The sequence below is a fragment of the Ruegeria sp. CDSC068 genome, from assembly GCF_059610545.1.
In genome coordinates, this window is sequence record NZ_JBXWNV010000020.1 from 1 (window position 1) to 15,093 (window position 15,093).

General features: G+C 55.7%; 15 protein-coding genes. 6 read left to right on the forward strand and 9 right to left on the reverse strand.

Annotated elements, in window-relative coordinates:
• Positions 1 to 149: 149 nt before the first annotated feature.
• Positions 150 to 995 (reverse strand): DMT family transporter, encoded by an 846-nt coding sequence (locus AC2FID_RS22270; protein WP_496838768.1) that lies wholly within the window; start codon positions 993 to 995, stop codon positions 150 to 152.
• A 129-nt stretch (positions 996 to 1,124) separates the two neighbouring features.
• Between AC2FID_RS22270 and AC2FID_RS22275 the strand changes: the two genes are divergently transcribed.
• Entirely contained in the window at positions 1,125 to 1,544 is a 420-nt protein-coding gene (locus tag AC2FID_RS22275) for a group II truncated hemoglobin (RefSeq protein ID WP_108861024.1), read from the forward strand.
• Between the two features lie 400 nt (positions 1,545 to 1,944).
• Here the strand turns inward: AC2FID_RS22275 and glnT are convergent, their stop codons facing one another.
• The 6 genes from glnT to AC2FID_RS22305 form a co-directional block, all read right to left on the reverse strand.
• Positions 1,945 to 3,273 (reverse strand): type III glutamate--ammonia ligase, encoded by a 1,329-nt coding sequence (glnT, locus tag AC2FID_RS22280; RefSeq protein ID WP_108861025.1) that lies wholly within the window; start codon positions 3,271 to 3,273, stop codon positions 1,945 to 1,947.
• An 80-nt stretch (positions 3,274 to 3,353) separates the two neighbouring features.
• Positions 3,354 to 4,682 (reverse strand): FMN-binding glutamate synthase family protein, encoded by a 1,329-nt coding sequence (locus AC2FID_RS22285; protein WP_108861050.1) that lies wholly within the window; start codon positions 4,680 to 4,682, stop codon positions 3,354 to 3,356.
• A gap of 20 nt (positions 4,683 to 4,702) precedes the next feature.
• Positions 4,703 to 5,386, reverse strand: a complete 684-nt coding sequence (locus AC2FID_RS22290) for a GltB/FmdC/FwdC-like GXGXG domain-containing protein (protein WP_108861026.1) — start codon at positions 5,384 to 5,386, stop codon at positions 4,703 to 4,705.
• Position 5,387: 1 nt separating this feature from the next.
• Complete coding sequence (locus tag AC2FID_RS22295) at positions 5,388 to 6,317, reverse strand: class II glutamine amidotransferase (protein ID WP_496838770.1); 930 nt, start codon at positions 6,315 to 6,317, stop codon at positions 5,388 to 5,390.
• A 147-nt stretch (positions 6,318 to 6,464) separates the two neighbouring features.
• Positions 6,465 to 6,680 (reverse strand): hypothetical protein, encoded by a 216-nt coding sequence (locus AC2FID_RS22300; protein ID WP_108861028.1) that lies wholly within the window; start codon positions 6,678 to 6,680, stop codon positions 6,465 to 6,467.
• 11 nt (positions 6,681 to 6,691) lie between these two features.
• A complete protein-coding gene (locus AC2FID_RS22305; protein WP_109310838.1) occupies positions 6,692 to 8,068 on the reverse strand; it encodes an ammonium transporter in 1,377 nt (458 codons plus the stop codon).
• Positions 8,069 to 8,408: 340 nt separating this feature from the next.
• Between AC2FID_RS22305 and AC2FID_RS22310 the strand changes: the two genes are divergently transcribed.
• Genes AC2FID_RS22310 through AC2FID_RS22330 form a run of 5 tightly spaced genes read left to right on the forward strand, consistent with a single transcriptional unit; the run spans position 8,409 to position 12,768 of the window.
• On the forward strand, positions 8,409 to 9,554 hold the full coding sequence (locus AC2FID_RS22310; protein WP_496838772.1) for an aminomethyl transferase family protein: 1,146 nt from the start codon (positions 8,409 to 8,411) through the stop codon (positions 9,552 to 9,554).
• Positions 9,555 to 9,609: 55 nt separating this feature from the next.
• Positions 9,610 to 10,206 carry a dimethylamine monooxygenase subunit DmmA family protein gene (locus AC2FID_RS22315; protein WP_496838774.1) on the forward strand — a complete coding sequence of 199 codons (597 nt, stop codon included), beginning with the start codon at positions 9,610 to 9,612 and terminating at the stop codon, positions 10,204 to 10,206.
• Entirely contained in the window at positions 10,203 to 11,165 is a 963-nt protein-coding gene (locus AC2FID_RS22320; RefSeq protein ID WP_496838776.1) for a PDR/VanB family oxidoreductase, read from the forward strand. Before AC2FID_RS22315 ends, AC2FID_RS22320 begins: the two co-directional genes overlap by 4 nt.
• Before the next feature lie 13 nt (positions 11,166 to 11,178).
• A complete protein-coding gene (locus tag AC2FID_RS22325; protein WP_496838778.1) occupies positions 11,179 to 12,246 on the forward strand; it encodes a heme-dependent oxidative N-demethylase family protein in 1,068 nt (355 codons plus the stop codon).
• 24 nt (positions 12,247 to 12,270) lie between these two features.
• Entirely contained in the window at positions 12,271 to 12,768 is a 498-nt protein-coding gene (locus AC2FID_RS22330; protein WP_496741940.1) for a GNAT family N-acetyltransferase, read from the forward strand.
• On the opposite strand, the gene AC2FID_RS22335 is transcribed toward AC2FID_RS22330, so the two are convergent.
• Together AC2FID_RS22335 and AC2FID_RS22340 are read right to left on the reverse strand one after the other, a co-directional pair.
• Complete coding sequence (locus tag AC2FID_RS22335; RefSeq protein ID WP_496838782.1) at positions 12,746 to 13,375, reverse strand: helix-turn-helix domain-containing protein; 630 nt, start codon at positions 13,373 to 13,375, stop codon at positions 12,746 to 12,748. The genes AC2FID_RS22330 and AC2FID_RS22335 overlap by 23 nt on opposite strands.
• Before the next feature lie 340 nt (positions 13,376 to 13,715).
• A complete protein-coding gene (locus tag AC2FID_RS22340) occupies positions 13,716 to 14,993 on the reverse strand; it encodes a glycerate kinase type-2 family protein (RefSeq protein WP_496838780.1) in 1,278 nt (425 codons plus the stop codon).
• Positions 14,994 to 15,093: the final 100 nt, after the last annotated feature.

The following is a 15,093-nucleotide window of genomic DNA, read 5'->3' on the forward strand; positions in this document are numbered from 1 at the left end:
GCTGGCCAACACCCTCACCGCCTGCTGCCGCGCAAACAAACTGCCAGAACCAGAAGGCCTCACAGCCTGACCTGTTTTGTTGGGGCGCAAAAATGCGCCCCAGCGAAACGGGAACTACCTAGTTTTAAAGAACTTTCGGAATGGTCGCCTCAGAGCGCCAGATAGCCTATTCCCGCAAACGCAACCAAACATCCAAGCCATTGGCGTGGCACCATCTTTTCACGCAAGACTGCCCAAGCCAACACAACGGTCAGCAGCCCAAAGACGGACGCTGTCACCGAGGCAAATTGCGCATTCGGCAACCCGCCCGCCGCGATCACGCAAAGGATGGCAACAGCATCCAGAACACCCATGACACAGAGAAGAGGCAGAGCCCGCCGCCCGGGCCAGATTGATCTGCGGGATGCCAGGGCGATCATGCCTAGGGCAAGTACTGCCGTCAGCCGAATAACCAGGGAGATTGAGTATTCGTCATTATGTTCGGTTGCATATTGTCCTAGCGCAAAGGTGGCGGCGAACCCGATTGCTGCAAGTATCGATAGCACCACCGTCGGGCCAGCTGCTGGGTATTCGGTTGCGTCGCGTTCAGATTGGGCAGCCACAACAGAAACGCCAACACCAATCGCGATGACGGCAAGCCAGTGCAGCGGGCTGACCGTTGCGCCGCGCCAGATGGCCAGTGAGACGGACAACACCGGATAGCTTGCAACAATCGGAGCAACCAGCCGGACCGGGCCGCGTTGAAAAGCGGCGTACATGCAAACGCCCGCCAGCAGATAACACCCCCCTGCAGCAACAGCGCTGATCAATGCCGTGCCAGAAATTGGGTCGACTTCACCCATCATCACAACCAAACCAAGTTGCAGCACTGCGCCCGAAACCAGCACAGCCATGAGCGAAGCAATCACGCTGACAGACTGGCTGACATAGCGCACTGCCAGATCGTGTACCCCCCAGCAAAGTGCCGCCAAAAGGCCAAGCACCAGAGCGTTCAATCCGTCATCTCCCTTACTGGTTTCACCTAGTTCCGCTTCTGAGCATGAGTATGTCAGAATGTCACTGTTGATAAACTTATTTTCCTGTTATGCAATATTTCAGGTGCCAGAGATACAGAAAGGCAGCACATGGAATCTGCGATAGAGCAACTTGGTGGTGAGACCCAACTGCGCGCTCTGGTTGAGCGTTTCTATGACCGGATGGAAACGGATCCGGCAGCGCATTCGTTGCACAGGCTGCATTTTCGGGGACATGGGCTAAACCACACCAGACAAGCTCAATTTGAATTTCTCAGCGGGTTTCTCGGCGGACGTGCCTATTATCGTGAACGTTTCGGCCACATGGATCTGCGCGAAATCCATGCGCATATTCCCATCCGGAAGGCCGACGCAGAGCTTTGGCTGGATACTTTCGATGCCGCATTGGCGGATTGCGAATTGACCGGTCCGGTTGTGGAAAAGATGCGCGCTACGCTTCGCCGGGCAGCGCTTATGCTGGTCAATGACGTTCCAGATTGGCGGTTGGAAGCAGATGCTGGGTATACGTAAAGACGCTTTACAGAAATCACGTTACGTGTTCCGCGGTTCCGATCAAAGCTGATGCCTATGACTATTGCCAAAATACGTTCGATTGAAATCATGCACCCATGTGCTGATGGCTTGCTTTTCGAACGTTAGCCAAGGATTGGTATTGACCTCCGAAACATCCATCGGGTGCCCATCACTAGCAAAACGTCAAAATCGCCCAGTTGCGGAATAGATTGCTCTTTGTAGAAGTGTACGATTTGCGTGTCGTCTTGATGCTTGGCGATGTGGTCATTAACTGCGCCGAGACTTGCCCTGCGTATGCTCAAACTTGAGAACGTTCCTGGCGAGCCACTTGGGGCCTCAAAAAAAAGCGGGGCCGCAGCTTTTGCCGCGGCCCAGAATTGCCACCTTGCAATCCGGATTAGATGTCCAAAGTGTTGTCTTTTTCCCAGCGTGAGAAGTGAGAGACGAAAGAATTCCATTCCTGATGTTTCATTTTCAGAAACGCGGATGAGAACTCGGCACCCATCATGGCCTTCAGTTCCTTGTCTTTGTCGTATTCGCGCAGTGCATCAAGCATGTTCAACGGTAGTTTCGGCGCACCGCGCACCTTGTGGCCTTCGGCATACATATCGATGTCCCAACGTTTGCCCGGGTCCGCTTTGGACCGGATACCGGACAGACCAGCGGCGATGATCACCGCTTGTAGCAGATAGGGGTTGGTCGCCCCATCGGGCAGACGCAACTCAAACCGGCCGGGACCGGGAACGCGAACCATGTGCGTCCGGTTGTTACCTGTCCAGGTCACTGTATTGGGCGCCCATGTTGCGCCCGACATTGTCCGCGGCGCGTTGATACGTTTGTAACTGTTCACTGTAGGATTGGTGATTGCTGCCAGTGCTGAGGCGTGTTTCATGATACCGCCGAGGAAGTGTTTTCCGCGTTCGCCCAGCCCAACTTCACCGGTAGGGCCGTCGCCTTCGCCTGCAAACACGTTGGTTTTGGCGGCGTCACCCGGCGCATCCCAGACCGAGATATGGGCATGACAGCCATTTCCGGTCAGACCTTCGACCGGTTTCGGCATGAAGGTGGCGCGCAGGCCGTGCTTTTCAGCAACCGACTTGGTCATGAATTTGAAGAACGAGTGCTTGTCAGCGGTGCGCAGCGCATCATCAAATTCCCAGTTCATCTCGAACTGACCATTGGCGTCCTCGTGGTCGTTCTGGTAGGGGCCCCAGCCCAGTTCCAGCATGTAATCGCAGATCTCGCGTACCACATCATAGCGGCGCATTACGGCTTGTTGGTCATAACAGGGCTTTTCTGCTGTATCGAATGGGTCGCTGATTTGCTCGCCATCCGGGGTCAGCAAAAAGAACTCAGCCTCGATACCAGTTTTGACATGCATGCCTTCGCTTGCAGCTTCGTCAATCAACCGGCGCAAAACGTTGCGCGGGGCCTGCGCGACATCCTTGTCTTCCATCACGCAGTTGCCTGCAACCCAGGCCACTTCGGGCTTCCACGGCAGTTGAATGACCGAGGACGGATCCGGCACCGCCAGCATGTCAGGATGGGCCGGCGTCATGTCCAGCCAGGTGGCGAACCCGGCAAAGCCTGCGCCATCTTCCTGCATGTCAGCAATCGCCTGTGCGGGCACCAGTTTAGCCCGCTGTCCACCGAACAGATCGGTGAACGAGATCATGAAGTATTTGACGCCTTTTTCTTTTGCGAAAGCTGCGAGATCTATCGTCACGATTGCTTTCCTTTCCCTGTTGAATTTTAGTTTTTCAAAGCAAAAACGCGGCCCCCATCAGGGAGCCGCGCAGCATCTATTCAAAACCCTTCCTTACCGGGGTACCAACTGGTTCCCGCTAGCGGCACCCGCGCCATTGCGGCGGCCTCCATTGTCAGGGCACACAAGTCCTCGGGCTCGAGGTTGTGCAGGTGATTGTGCCCACAGGCGCGCGCAATGGTCTGCGCCTCAAGCGTCATAACTTTCAGGTAGTTACGCAGCCTGCGGCCGGCATCGACCGGGTCCAGACGTGCGGCCAGTTCGGGGTCCTGCGTGGTAATACCAGCCGGGTCCTGTCCTTCGTGCCAGTCATCATAGGCACCGGTTGTCGTGCCCAGCTTCTGGTACTCGGATTCCCACTTGGGATCGTTGTCCCCTAGGGCAACCAGAGCGGCCGTGCCGATAGCAACCGCATCTGCACCCAGTGCCAAAGCCTTAGCCACATCGGCCCCGGTGCGGATACCGCCCGAGATAACCAGCTGCACCTCACGATGCACACCTAGATCCTGCAGCGCTTGCACGGCGGGGCGGATACAGGACAGCGTCGGCAGACCGACATGTTCGATGAAAACGTCCTGCGTGGCAGCGGTGCCGCCCTGCATTCCATCCATGACAACAACGTCGGCTCCAGCTTTCACGGCCAAAGCAGTGTCGTAGTAGGGGCGTGTCGCGCCAACTTTGACATAGATCGGCACTTGCCAGTCAGTGATCTCGCGCAGTTCGAGGATCTTGATCTCAAGATCGTCCGGGCCGGTCCAGTCGGGATGGCGACAGGCCGAGCGTTGGTCGATGCCCTTGGGCAGAGTTCTCATCTCGGCCACCCGGTCGCTGATTTTCTGACCCAGCAGCATACCGCCGCCACCGGGTTTAGCGCCTTGGCCAACCACAATCTCAATTGCATCAGCCTTGCGCAGATCGTTCGGGTTCATGCCGTAACGCGAAGGCAAATACTGATAGACCAGCTTGGTTGAATGGCCGCGTTCCTCTGGTGTCATGCCACCGTCACCGGTGGTGGTTGACGTGCCCGCTGCGGATGCGCCGCGGCCCAGAGCTTCTTTCGCCGGGCCAGACAAGGCACCAAAGCTCATGCCTGCAATGGTGATCGGGATATCCAGCTCGATCGGTTTTTTGGCAAAGCGCGTGCCCAACGTTACTGAGGTATCGCAACGTTCGCGATAACCCTCCAACGGATAGCGCGATACCGACGCACCCAGAAACAGCAGATCGTCGAAATGAGGTACTTTCCGTTTGGCCCCCCCACCTCGAATGTCATAGATGCCGGTCGCAGCGGCGCGACGGATCTCGGCATTGATCGGGTTGGAAAATGTCGCCGACTGGATCGGCAGGGTGCGGGGGATCTGATCGTCCATATCTTTCATACCCTTCTTCCTCAGTAAGCGGCGGCGTTATCAACGTCGAAATTATAAAGCTGACGGGCCGAACCATAGCGTTTGAACTCTTCTGGCTTGGCGTCGCTGCCCGCGCGGGCCAGAAGATCCCTCAGGATATCCAGATGCTCGGGACGCATGTCCTTCTCGATGCAATCGGCGCCGAGGCTCTTGACCGAACCACGCACGAACAGCCGGGCTTCGTAGAGTGAATCCCCCAGCGCATCTCCTGCGTCCCCGCAGACAACCAGATTGCCGTCCTGTGCCATGAAGGCGGACATGTGGCCGATGTTGCCATGCACGACGATATCGATCCCTTTCATTGAGATGCCGCAGCGCGAGCTGGCATTGCCTTTAATCACCAGTAGTCCGCCATGGCCGGTCGCTCCGGCGTATTGGCTGGCGTCACCATCGACGATGACCTGACCGGACATCATGTTTTCAGCAACGCCCGGACCAACAGAGCCTTCAACCTTGATGGTCGCCTGCTGGTTCATGCCTGCACAGTAGTACCCGGTCGAACCTTTGACCGTCACCTCAATCGGCGCGTCCAGACCGACGGCGATTGCGTGGCTACCTTTAGGGTTCACAATTTCCCAGCGGGTTTGATTGGTCTCGGCGTTTTGTGCCTGCAGGGATGAGTTCAATCCGCGCAGCCCGTCTGCCTCTAGATCATAGGTCTGCATATCAGGCGGCCTTTTCGTGGGTTGTAGGGCTGTCGTTGTGCGACCAGAAATATACGGTGGAGGGTTCAGGCTCCCAAACCCGGGCGTCTTCAATGCCCGGCAGGTTTACCAAAGCACGGTATTCGCTGCCAAAGGCCACATATTGGTCTGTTTCGGCCATCACCGCAGGCTTGCAGGCAATCGGGTCACGTACGACGCCAAACCCGTCCTTGGTGCCCACAACAAAAGTGAAAAACCCATCCAGATCATCAATGCTGGTCTCCAGAGCCTCACCCAGTGTCGCACCGTTCATCATTTTCCAGGTCAGATATGCAGCACCCACTTCGGTGTCGTTCTCGGTCTGGATAACCACACCTTCGCGGCGCAGTTTGCGGCGCAACGAGTTGTGGTTGGACAGCGATCCATTGTGGACCAGACACTGATCTGGCCCGGTGTTGAACGGATGTGCGCCCATTGTCGTCACGGCGGATTCGGTCGCCATACGCGTGTGCCCAATGCCATGGGTGCCGCTCATTCCGTTGAGGTTAAATCGGTCTGCAACATCTTTGGGCAGGCCAACTTCCTTGTAGATTTCGAGGCTTTCGCCGCGGCTCATGATCCGAACCGACGGGCGGATTTCGGCCAGTGCAGCGCGTGCGGTTTCGAACTGACTGGCGGGAATTTCAAGAACGGTGTGTGTGTCGTTGTTTGTCTGACCTACCGTTGCGCCCAGCTTTTCACCCAGCTCATCAGCCAGGCCGACAAAGTCAGCATCGGGGTTGGGCGACTGGACTGTAATCTTGGTTTTGCCTGCCGACTCTGCGCCATAGATCGCGATACCGGCACTATCGGGGCCGCGGTCTGTCATCGTAATCAGCATGTCCGTCAGCATGTTACCCAGTTGGGGCGCAAGAGACTGGTCTTTGAGGAATAATCCAACAATTCCGCACATGGCTGGCAGATCTCCTTGTGTGTTTCACTATGATTCGACGGTATCAACAAAATTGGGGGACATCAATAATAGTAGGAAAGTTTTTTTCCTAAGAGGCAATGGGCGCGATATCTGATTTCACGCCCATTGCCAGCTCTTAAAGCTGGATCAGTATCGTTCCAGCTGTGCCTTCACCTTCTCTTCGTCGCCGGTGTGGCGGGCCTTCTCAAGGTGTTCACCTTCCCGGACGAACTGGATGCGATGCCAGCCAATCCAGAAGACCACACCAATGATGACCATCAGAACTTCGTAACCTTGGAAGGGGTAGATCGGACCGACCTCGGCAAGATCGACAGCCCAGCTTGTGTATCCATTCGTAGACATGTCTTTCTCCTTTACTTCGCTGCCGCGCCAGCACGGGCAGCCAATTCCTGTTTGTCAGCTTCGATGATCGCTGCCTTTGCATCTTCGTAGGCGTGGTGCTCGGCGTAATCGAGGCCCTGCAGTTCAACCTCTTCCGGGATGCGAAGCACACCTGCGGCCGCCTGCATCTTGGCCAGAGCCCAGCCGGGTAGGAAGCCAAGAACAAAGAACATGATGACCGCACCGGTGATTTGACCGATCGGGTTGATTGTTGCGTATCCTTCGTACGGCGAAGATGGCACGCCCCAGAGGACAAAGCCTGAAATCACCAGGCCAACAACCCCGGCATAACCGTGCACAGCAACGGCGCCCACCGCATCATCCAGCTTGAACCGGCGTTCAACCCAGTAGTGCAGCTTGTACACGATCACGACGCCGATCGCGGCAATGATCATTGCCTGAATCGGATGATACAAATCGTTTCCAGCCGAGGCAGTGATAATTCCGGCAAGCCCGCCCGAGAATGTCCAGAACGCATCACCTTTCGAGATCACATAAGCCGCCATCAGACCGCCAGACAGCGACATCAGGAAGTTGAAGGTGATCGCCGACAGGGTCGTCGGAGCCAGATAGATATTGGTAGCTGTCCAAGTTACGCCAGTGATCTGCCCATCGATCCCTTCAGGTGAAATCACAGGCACGTTGCACGCGGCATAGAAGCCCCAGAAGCCAGTGTAGATCAGGAAGATGCCGATCGTCAGTAGCCACGGATTGTGCGGAGGAATGTCCCTCGGTGTACCGTCCTTGGCGAACTTGCCTAGGCGCGGGCCCAGAACCATGATTACACCCAATGCATAACCGCCTGCAATTGCGTGAATTACACCGGAGGCGTATGCATCATGGTAGCCGAGAATTCGAACCATCCAGCCACCGTAGTGCCAGCCCCATGCAGCGTCGATGATCCACCAGACCGATCCGATCATGACCGCATGAACCCAGAGCGCCGAAGACCTGATCCGTTCGATCACGGAACCCGAAACGATCGAGGCTGCCGTCCAAGAGAACAGCAGGAATGCTGCCCAGAAAACGCCGGTGATTCTGTCACTAACATTGGTTGCCATCGTGTCGGCCCAAGGCAGATTCGCTGCGCCCGCTTCTGCATCCAGACCGCCCCAGAACGGAAAGTTCGGAAAAGCCCAATAGATCCACCATCCAAAGAAGAAGAACGTGACCGTCACCAGTGGGATGATCATGATGTTTTTCATCAATGTGTGCATATGGTTACGGGCACGGCTGGCGCCGACTTCGTACATGCAAAAACCCACATGGATGAGGAACATGAAAACGACCGTTACCCAGTAGTAGAACTCGGTAAAGATCGTCGTGAGAGCATTTAGATTGCCATCCACTTCGTAGTCTCCCTGTTGTTGCAGCAGGAGGTCTCTCTGCGGAGTTTTCCTGCTGGGAAATTTTATCTACTCAGGGGACAATCTCGTGGGGCACCTGTCAATAGATATGTGGGGCAAACATCTTTAACGGTGGTGTCGCATACTCAATTTGAAGGGTCGAATACTGCCTCTTAGCCATGAAAATAAGGGGTTTTCTTCAACTCTAAGCCCCCGCCTAAGGGTTCAGAATTTGAAGGCAAATATTCCCAACAGGAAAATAATCTGCACAGAGGTGTTGATTTTCAATCTGACATCGGCCTCAATATAGGCAACAAAAAGCAATCAACGGGAGAGCTGAACCATGGCCATTCTTTGGAGGACGTCCGCCCTTGCGCAGCGCCATGCCGAGATCGGCGGCGAACTTGAGGACTGGAACGGCATGGGAACCGCATGGTTCTATGACCACAGCCCGGAGCGCGCCAAAGCTGATTATGAGGCAATCCGCACCAAGGCGGGCCTCATGGATGTTTCCGGCCTGAAAAAGGTTCACGTGGTCGGCGAAGATGCCGCATATGTCATTGATCGGGTCACCACGCGGAACGTGGAAAAGATCATGCCGGGTCGTTCGACCTATGCCTCGATCCTGAATGCCGAGGGTAAATTCGTTGACGATTGCATCATCTATCGCTTGTCGGTGAACACATGGCTTGTGGTGCACGGCACCGGCACGGGCATGGAGCAGCTGACGTCGGTGGCGGCGGGTAAAAACTGCGCGGTCATTTTTGACGACGACATGCACGACATGTCGCTTCAAGGACCAGTGGCCGTTGATTTCCTGGCCAAGCACATTCCTGGTATTCGCGATCTGGCCTATTTCGGCATCATGCAGACCAAACTCTATGGCTGCCCGGTGATGATTTCGCGGACCGGCTATACTGGTGAGCGCGGATACGAAATTTTCTGTCAGGCCAAGCACGCGGTACACCTGTGGGACAACATTCTGGCGGAAGGCAAGGATATGGGGATCGTCCCGGTCCAGTTCTCGACCCTCGATCTGCTGCGCACCGAAAGCTACCTACTGTTTTATCCGGGCGACAATTCGGAAACCTACCCGTTCGCCGGCGAAACCTGTGGTGATACGCTTTGGGAACTGGGCCTGGAATTTACAGTCTCACCCGGTAAAACCGGTTTTATTGGGGCCGAGAACCACTATGCATCGCAAGGCAAAGAACGGTTCAAGATCTACGGCGTCAAGCTTGACGGCACGACCCCTGCGGATGAGGGTGCGGACCTGCTGCAAAACGGCGAACGGGTCGGGGTTGTCACCTTTGGCATGTATTCCGAAATCAACGGGCACAACGTGGGTATCGCGCGAATGCCGGTCGCCTGTGCCTCACCCGGCACCAAGCTGACAGTGCGCAACGGTGATGGGACAGAAATAGCGGCGACTGCGGAAGAGATGCCGTTCTACGATCAGGACAAATCTATCCGAACCGCAAAGGGCTGAGTTTCAGGGGGCGCAACGGACACACCGTGGCGCCCTTTTCCTATTTGAGGGCACAATGTCAAAGTTCGAATTTCCCAAGTCAATCGCAAGCCGCCCGGTCTGGGGCACGCTAGAGGTCCGCCCGGGCGAACACCATCTCATGATCGCTGAGGCCGAAGGGGCCGAAGCCGTTCTTGACATCGCAACACCCGACCTGATGGCCAAAACCCATCTGATCTACATTCCCAAGGGAACAGATTACGTTGAGCGACTGCAGGCACTGAAGCCTGCGCAATTCTACGAAGGTCCATCCTATGAAGCCGCGCTGCAGCGCATTCGCCGCGTTTTGGAAGACGCGCATATGGGGTTGCAGGTCTATCTGACCGGCTCTGAGGGCATGATGGGTCAGGCCATGAACGAGGTGATGGCCGTAGGCCTGCCGCACACGGCAATCCAGACCGAACATCGCGGATCGGTTGCGCGCCGAATGCAATGTGTGCATTGCAAAGGCATCACCGAAGATGTTGAGGTTGACCCCTTTGTCTGCGCGCATTGCGGGCTGAACCTGTTCGTGCGCGATCATTATTCCCGCCGTCTTGCCGCCTATCAGGGCGTCCGTGTCGATGCCGAAGACCATGGTAACGTGCCCGAGCCGAAGGGGATTTACGAATGAGTGGCGCCGAGAAAATCCAGGCCAAAGTGACCGAAATCACGCCGCTGAACGAGTTGGTGACGCGGTTCCGGTTCGAACGTATCGACGGAGGCCAGTTGCCGACCTTTTCGGGCGGGGCCCATACGGTCGTCGAAATGCAGGATGGTGGCATCACGCGGCTCAACCCATATTCGCTGATGTCGGACCCGTTTGATCAGTCATCCTACACCATATCGGTTCGGCGTGATGATGAGGGCAGGGGTGGTTCGCTGTTCATGCACCGCCAGGTCAAGCTGGGCGACGAAATGACCATCAGCTATCCGGTCAACCTGTTCTCTCTCGATTTACGCGCCCGCAAACACCTGTTTCTGGCCGGTGGCATCGGGATCACCCCGTTTCTGGCGCAGATCAAACAACTTGAACTGCTGCATGGGCATTGGGAGCTGCATTATGCCTGCCGCAATCACGCGCTGGCATCTTATGCGGACCAACTGACCGACCGGCATCCCAATGAGACGCATCTGTATTACGACGACCAAAACCAGCAGATTGATCTGGAGAACCTGTTGAGCGGGCAACCTCTGGGCACGCATGTCTATGTCTGCGGCCCCAAGGGCATGATCGACTGGGTGCGCAACACTGCCGCTGCTGAAGGCTGGCCAGAGGATTGCGTGCACTACGAAGAATTCCTGGCGCCTCAGCCCGGTAAACCGTTCGAAGTGCGCCTGGCCGCGTCAGACAGGGTCGTTCATGTGGGCGAGAACGAGAGCCTTCTGGAAGCCATCGAACGCGAAGGTGTGGATGCGCCCTATCTGTGTCGTGGCGGTGCCTGCGGTCAGTGTGAAACCGTCGTGCTGGATCACGACGGCAACTTTGTGCACCGCGATCACTGGCTGACCGACGAAGAAAAGGCATCGGGCAAGAAAATCATGCCCTGCGTATCGCGTTTCGAGGGCAAGTCCCTCGTGCTGGACCGCTGAGAGGAGGCCCACCATGACCATTCAATTCAACGACGAGTCCTTCCGCGACGACTATACGTTCCACAACTCGGACTGGGCGATCAAACGCTTTCCGTTCCCATTTCACGAAGACAGCTACATGTATTCGGTCAACATGGAACAACATCGCGGTGGGCCAGAGGGATCAGTCTATGAGATGCGATTCGATGTGGACGAGCACTACGTCTCAGAGATGAAAGACCGCGCGATGGTTCTGGATCAGGACCCGCTGCGCTGTCAGTCTCTGCCGCATATGACATTGGCCGGATGGGACTTGTTGGAATTGATCATGGTTAGCAAGTCCGAAGACTATCCTGATCTGTTCGAGTTGCATCGCAACGGCAATCAGTGGCGTTGGATCAACAAGCCCATGGGCATCGATCACAGCTTTACCTTCATGGATGAAACCACGCTGCCTTATGGGCCGATGGAATACATCACGCGACAAGCTCAGGGCGATTTCGCCGTGCTGGATCAGCGTGATGAGATGCTGTGGATGGACGCCGGCATGGTGACAACACAAGCCGATTGGAGCCTGGATTTCGACATCGGCATGAACTTTTTCGAATGGCACGCGCCGGTTCCGAAGGCCCATGAAATGGGTATTTTCCAGCGCGCGCTGAAGTTCTTGCTGAATATCCAGCAGGGCGCCCCTGCGCGGCGTCTCAACTGGACCATGACGGTGAACCCTTTGCTGGATACAAGCCCGGAAAACTATCACAAATGGGGGATCCAAAAGACCACGCTGACGCCCGAAAACATCGCCCACAAGCAGCATCTGCGGGTCGAGTTGCAGACGTTCTTCCGTCTGCCGCGCTCAAATGCGCTGGTGTTCCCGATCCGCTGCTATCTGTGCAGTTTTCAGGATCTGATGACTGTTCCCAAATGGGGGCGCCGTCTGCACCGGGTTATTCGGGACCTGCCTGAAGAGCTGGCATCTTATAAGGGGTTCATCGACAATCGCCCGATGATGCTGGACTATCTCAGCCAGTTCGACGACGGGTTACCCACATCGCCAGGGATTTGGCCGGACTTGGAAACGGAACCGCCTTTGTCGAAGTGAGCATTGTGAAGTGCCGTTGCTCAAATGACTGATCCGGACTTCACGCCTTGGCTAATTCCGAGCGATGACTTTGCATTATATGACGCGCTTGCGCTGCTTCGTGCGTCATTTCAATTCATGGATGCCCGGATCGACCCTCCGTCTTCTATCCATAGGCTGACGGTGGAAGGGATGCGGGAGCACTGTAAGGATGGTGGTGAAATCTGGGCCATCGGCCGACCGCTGTTCGCATGTATGTTTCTGACGCCCAAACCCGACAGCCTGTACTTAGGGAAGCTTGCAGTTCAGGAAGGATTGCGGGGGCAAGGTATCTGCCGCACGTTGGTGGATCATGCTGCAAGCCGTGCAACTGAGCTTGGTCTGCCTGCGCTGGAACTGGAAACGCGCGTGGAACTTACTGAAAACCATCGCGTTTTTTCAAGGCTTGGGTTCACGATCGTGAATACGGGCAGCCATGAAGGCTATGACAGACCCACGGATTTCCTGTTGCGCAAGCCGATCAGTTTGTCTGCGGATAGCTGATCACCGATATGTAGCGGGCCGGCAGATTAACCAACCGTTCCGGGCCATGGGGTGAATCCGCATCAAAGAACAGAGTGTCACCCGGTTTCAGTGGGTAAATCTGGTCCCCATGGCGGTAATCCACTTCACCTTCCAGCATGTAAATCGTCTCGATGCCACCATGTTGGAATGTTGGAAACACATCGGATTTAGCAGTCAGGGTGATCAGATAGGGTTCTACAATTACGCCTGATCCGTTGGCGCCAATATGCCCCAACAGGTTATATTGGTGGTTGGCGCGTGTTCCTTCACGCTCCAACTCGACACCTTCACCTGCTTTTGTATGAACCGCCTCCCGGCGTTCTTCGAACTGTCTAAAAAAACTTGTCAAAGGAACCGACAGTGCATCCGCCAGTGACTGCAAGGTCGTCAAGGAGGGTGACGTATTTCCATTTTCGATCTTTGACAGCATGCCAATCGACAATCCGGTTAGCTGAGCCAGCTCCGCGACGGTTATTTCCTGCTGCTTGCGAAAGGCGCGAACCTCGCGGCCGATGGCAACTTCAAGAACTTTTTCTCTGCTACCCGAACGAACGGAATGTGGGTCCTGAGTCAGATTTGCCGCCATTTCTTTGTCGCGTTTTTTCAATTTCACTCTTTCAATGTCTTGCTACACTTGTCCAAACCGGTTGTGCAAGCAGGAGCAGCGGAATACCCAATCCATTCGGAGCATCATAGCACCAAATTTTTCCTGATAGTAAAATAATCATGCTGTCAGAAAAAAGACCAGAGATCAGAATTCCACTGTTTGTCGGCTTTCCGATGGCGAGCCGGACATCTTTGATCGTACCTCTGCGTGCCGCGACGTTCGCGCCGGGCAAGAGGCGTTTTACTGATCTCTTGAACCCGACATCTGCGGCTTTTGTCAGATCCAAACTCGGAACCGAGTGTAACGAATAGTCTTAGGGTTATGGTACCAGCAGCATAATCTGTATGTCCGCCACATTGGTTCCGGTCGCCCCGGTTTGCAGGAGATCACCTGCTAATGACAAAGCGGAATGACTGTCATTGTTGGACAGTAAAGCCACTGGATCCTTCCCGGCATTACGTATCCGACAGACAGTGCCAGCATCTACTATGGCTCCCGCCGCTGTGGTTGGTCCATCGCGGCCATCCGTGCCACCGCTGAGAAAAACCCAGTTGCCCGGTATTTTCTGTTCCTGAGTCAAATAGGCGAGACGCAATGCCATTTCCTGATTTCGACCGCCCCACCCTGAGCCACGCAGCCGGACAGTTGTCTCACCGCCAAACAGCAGGGCTTTCGGTCGATCCACGGTCACGGATTGGGTCGCATGCAAAATTTGTTCTGCGGCATCGTCCACATTGCAGGTCAACGCATCCGAGACGATCTCGGCGTCGAATGATCGAGACGCGCAACCATGTGCAGCCTGCAGGCTTATCCGATTAGATCCGATCAGGTGGTTGGTGGCTTGAGCACTAAGCCTCTGATCAGGAATACTGTGTTCCAGATACGTGCGGACTGCTTTGGGCAACTCATGCCATAGGCCGTTTTCGATGCAAGTTCTGCGCGCGTCTGCATGGCTGCCGATAGGGGAAACGGTCGGGCCACTGGCAACAGCCCGCAGGTCATCCCCGATTACATCCGAAAGAATGTAAGCCGTGACCGGCGCTGCAGCCGAATGTTTCAGAAACCCGCCGCCCTTAAGTTGGCTGAGTTGCTGGCGTATCAGATTTATCTGAGTGATACCCAACCCCGAGGATAGAAGCACTTCGTTAACCCGTATCTTGTCCGATAGGGTCAGGCCGCTGACGGGGGCGGGGATAAGTGCTGACCCCCCGCCCGAGATTAGCGCAATGACCTGATCATGTTCACATGCTTCGCTGAGCAAAGACACAATCTGTCGCCCGGCTTTCAACCCTCGCTCATCGGGGATGGGGTGCCCGCTTGTTAAGACAGTCGCGCCGGATACATCCGTCTGATTTTCAGCATGCGTTACAGCCAAAGCTACATGCGGGCCTTCAACGTGTTGTAACGCCTCTGACAGCATTTTGGGCGCAGCCTTCCCGACCGCAATCAGGACGCTGCGCCCGCCACTTGCAGGTGTTGGCAGTGGCGCAACGCATAACTTGCGACGCAGGGCAGTAGCTGGGTCCGCTGCCGACACTGCCTCGGCAAAGATAGCCGAAGCAGTGGTGCGAAGCGTTGTCGTTGAATGGCCCGGCACTACAGGTTCACGCAGCTGCGATTTGACTAGCCTTTTCGACCAGTACTTCGGCCTGACGGATCGAGGCATAGTCGATCAGGCGACCATCCAGAGACACAGC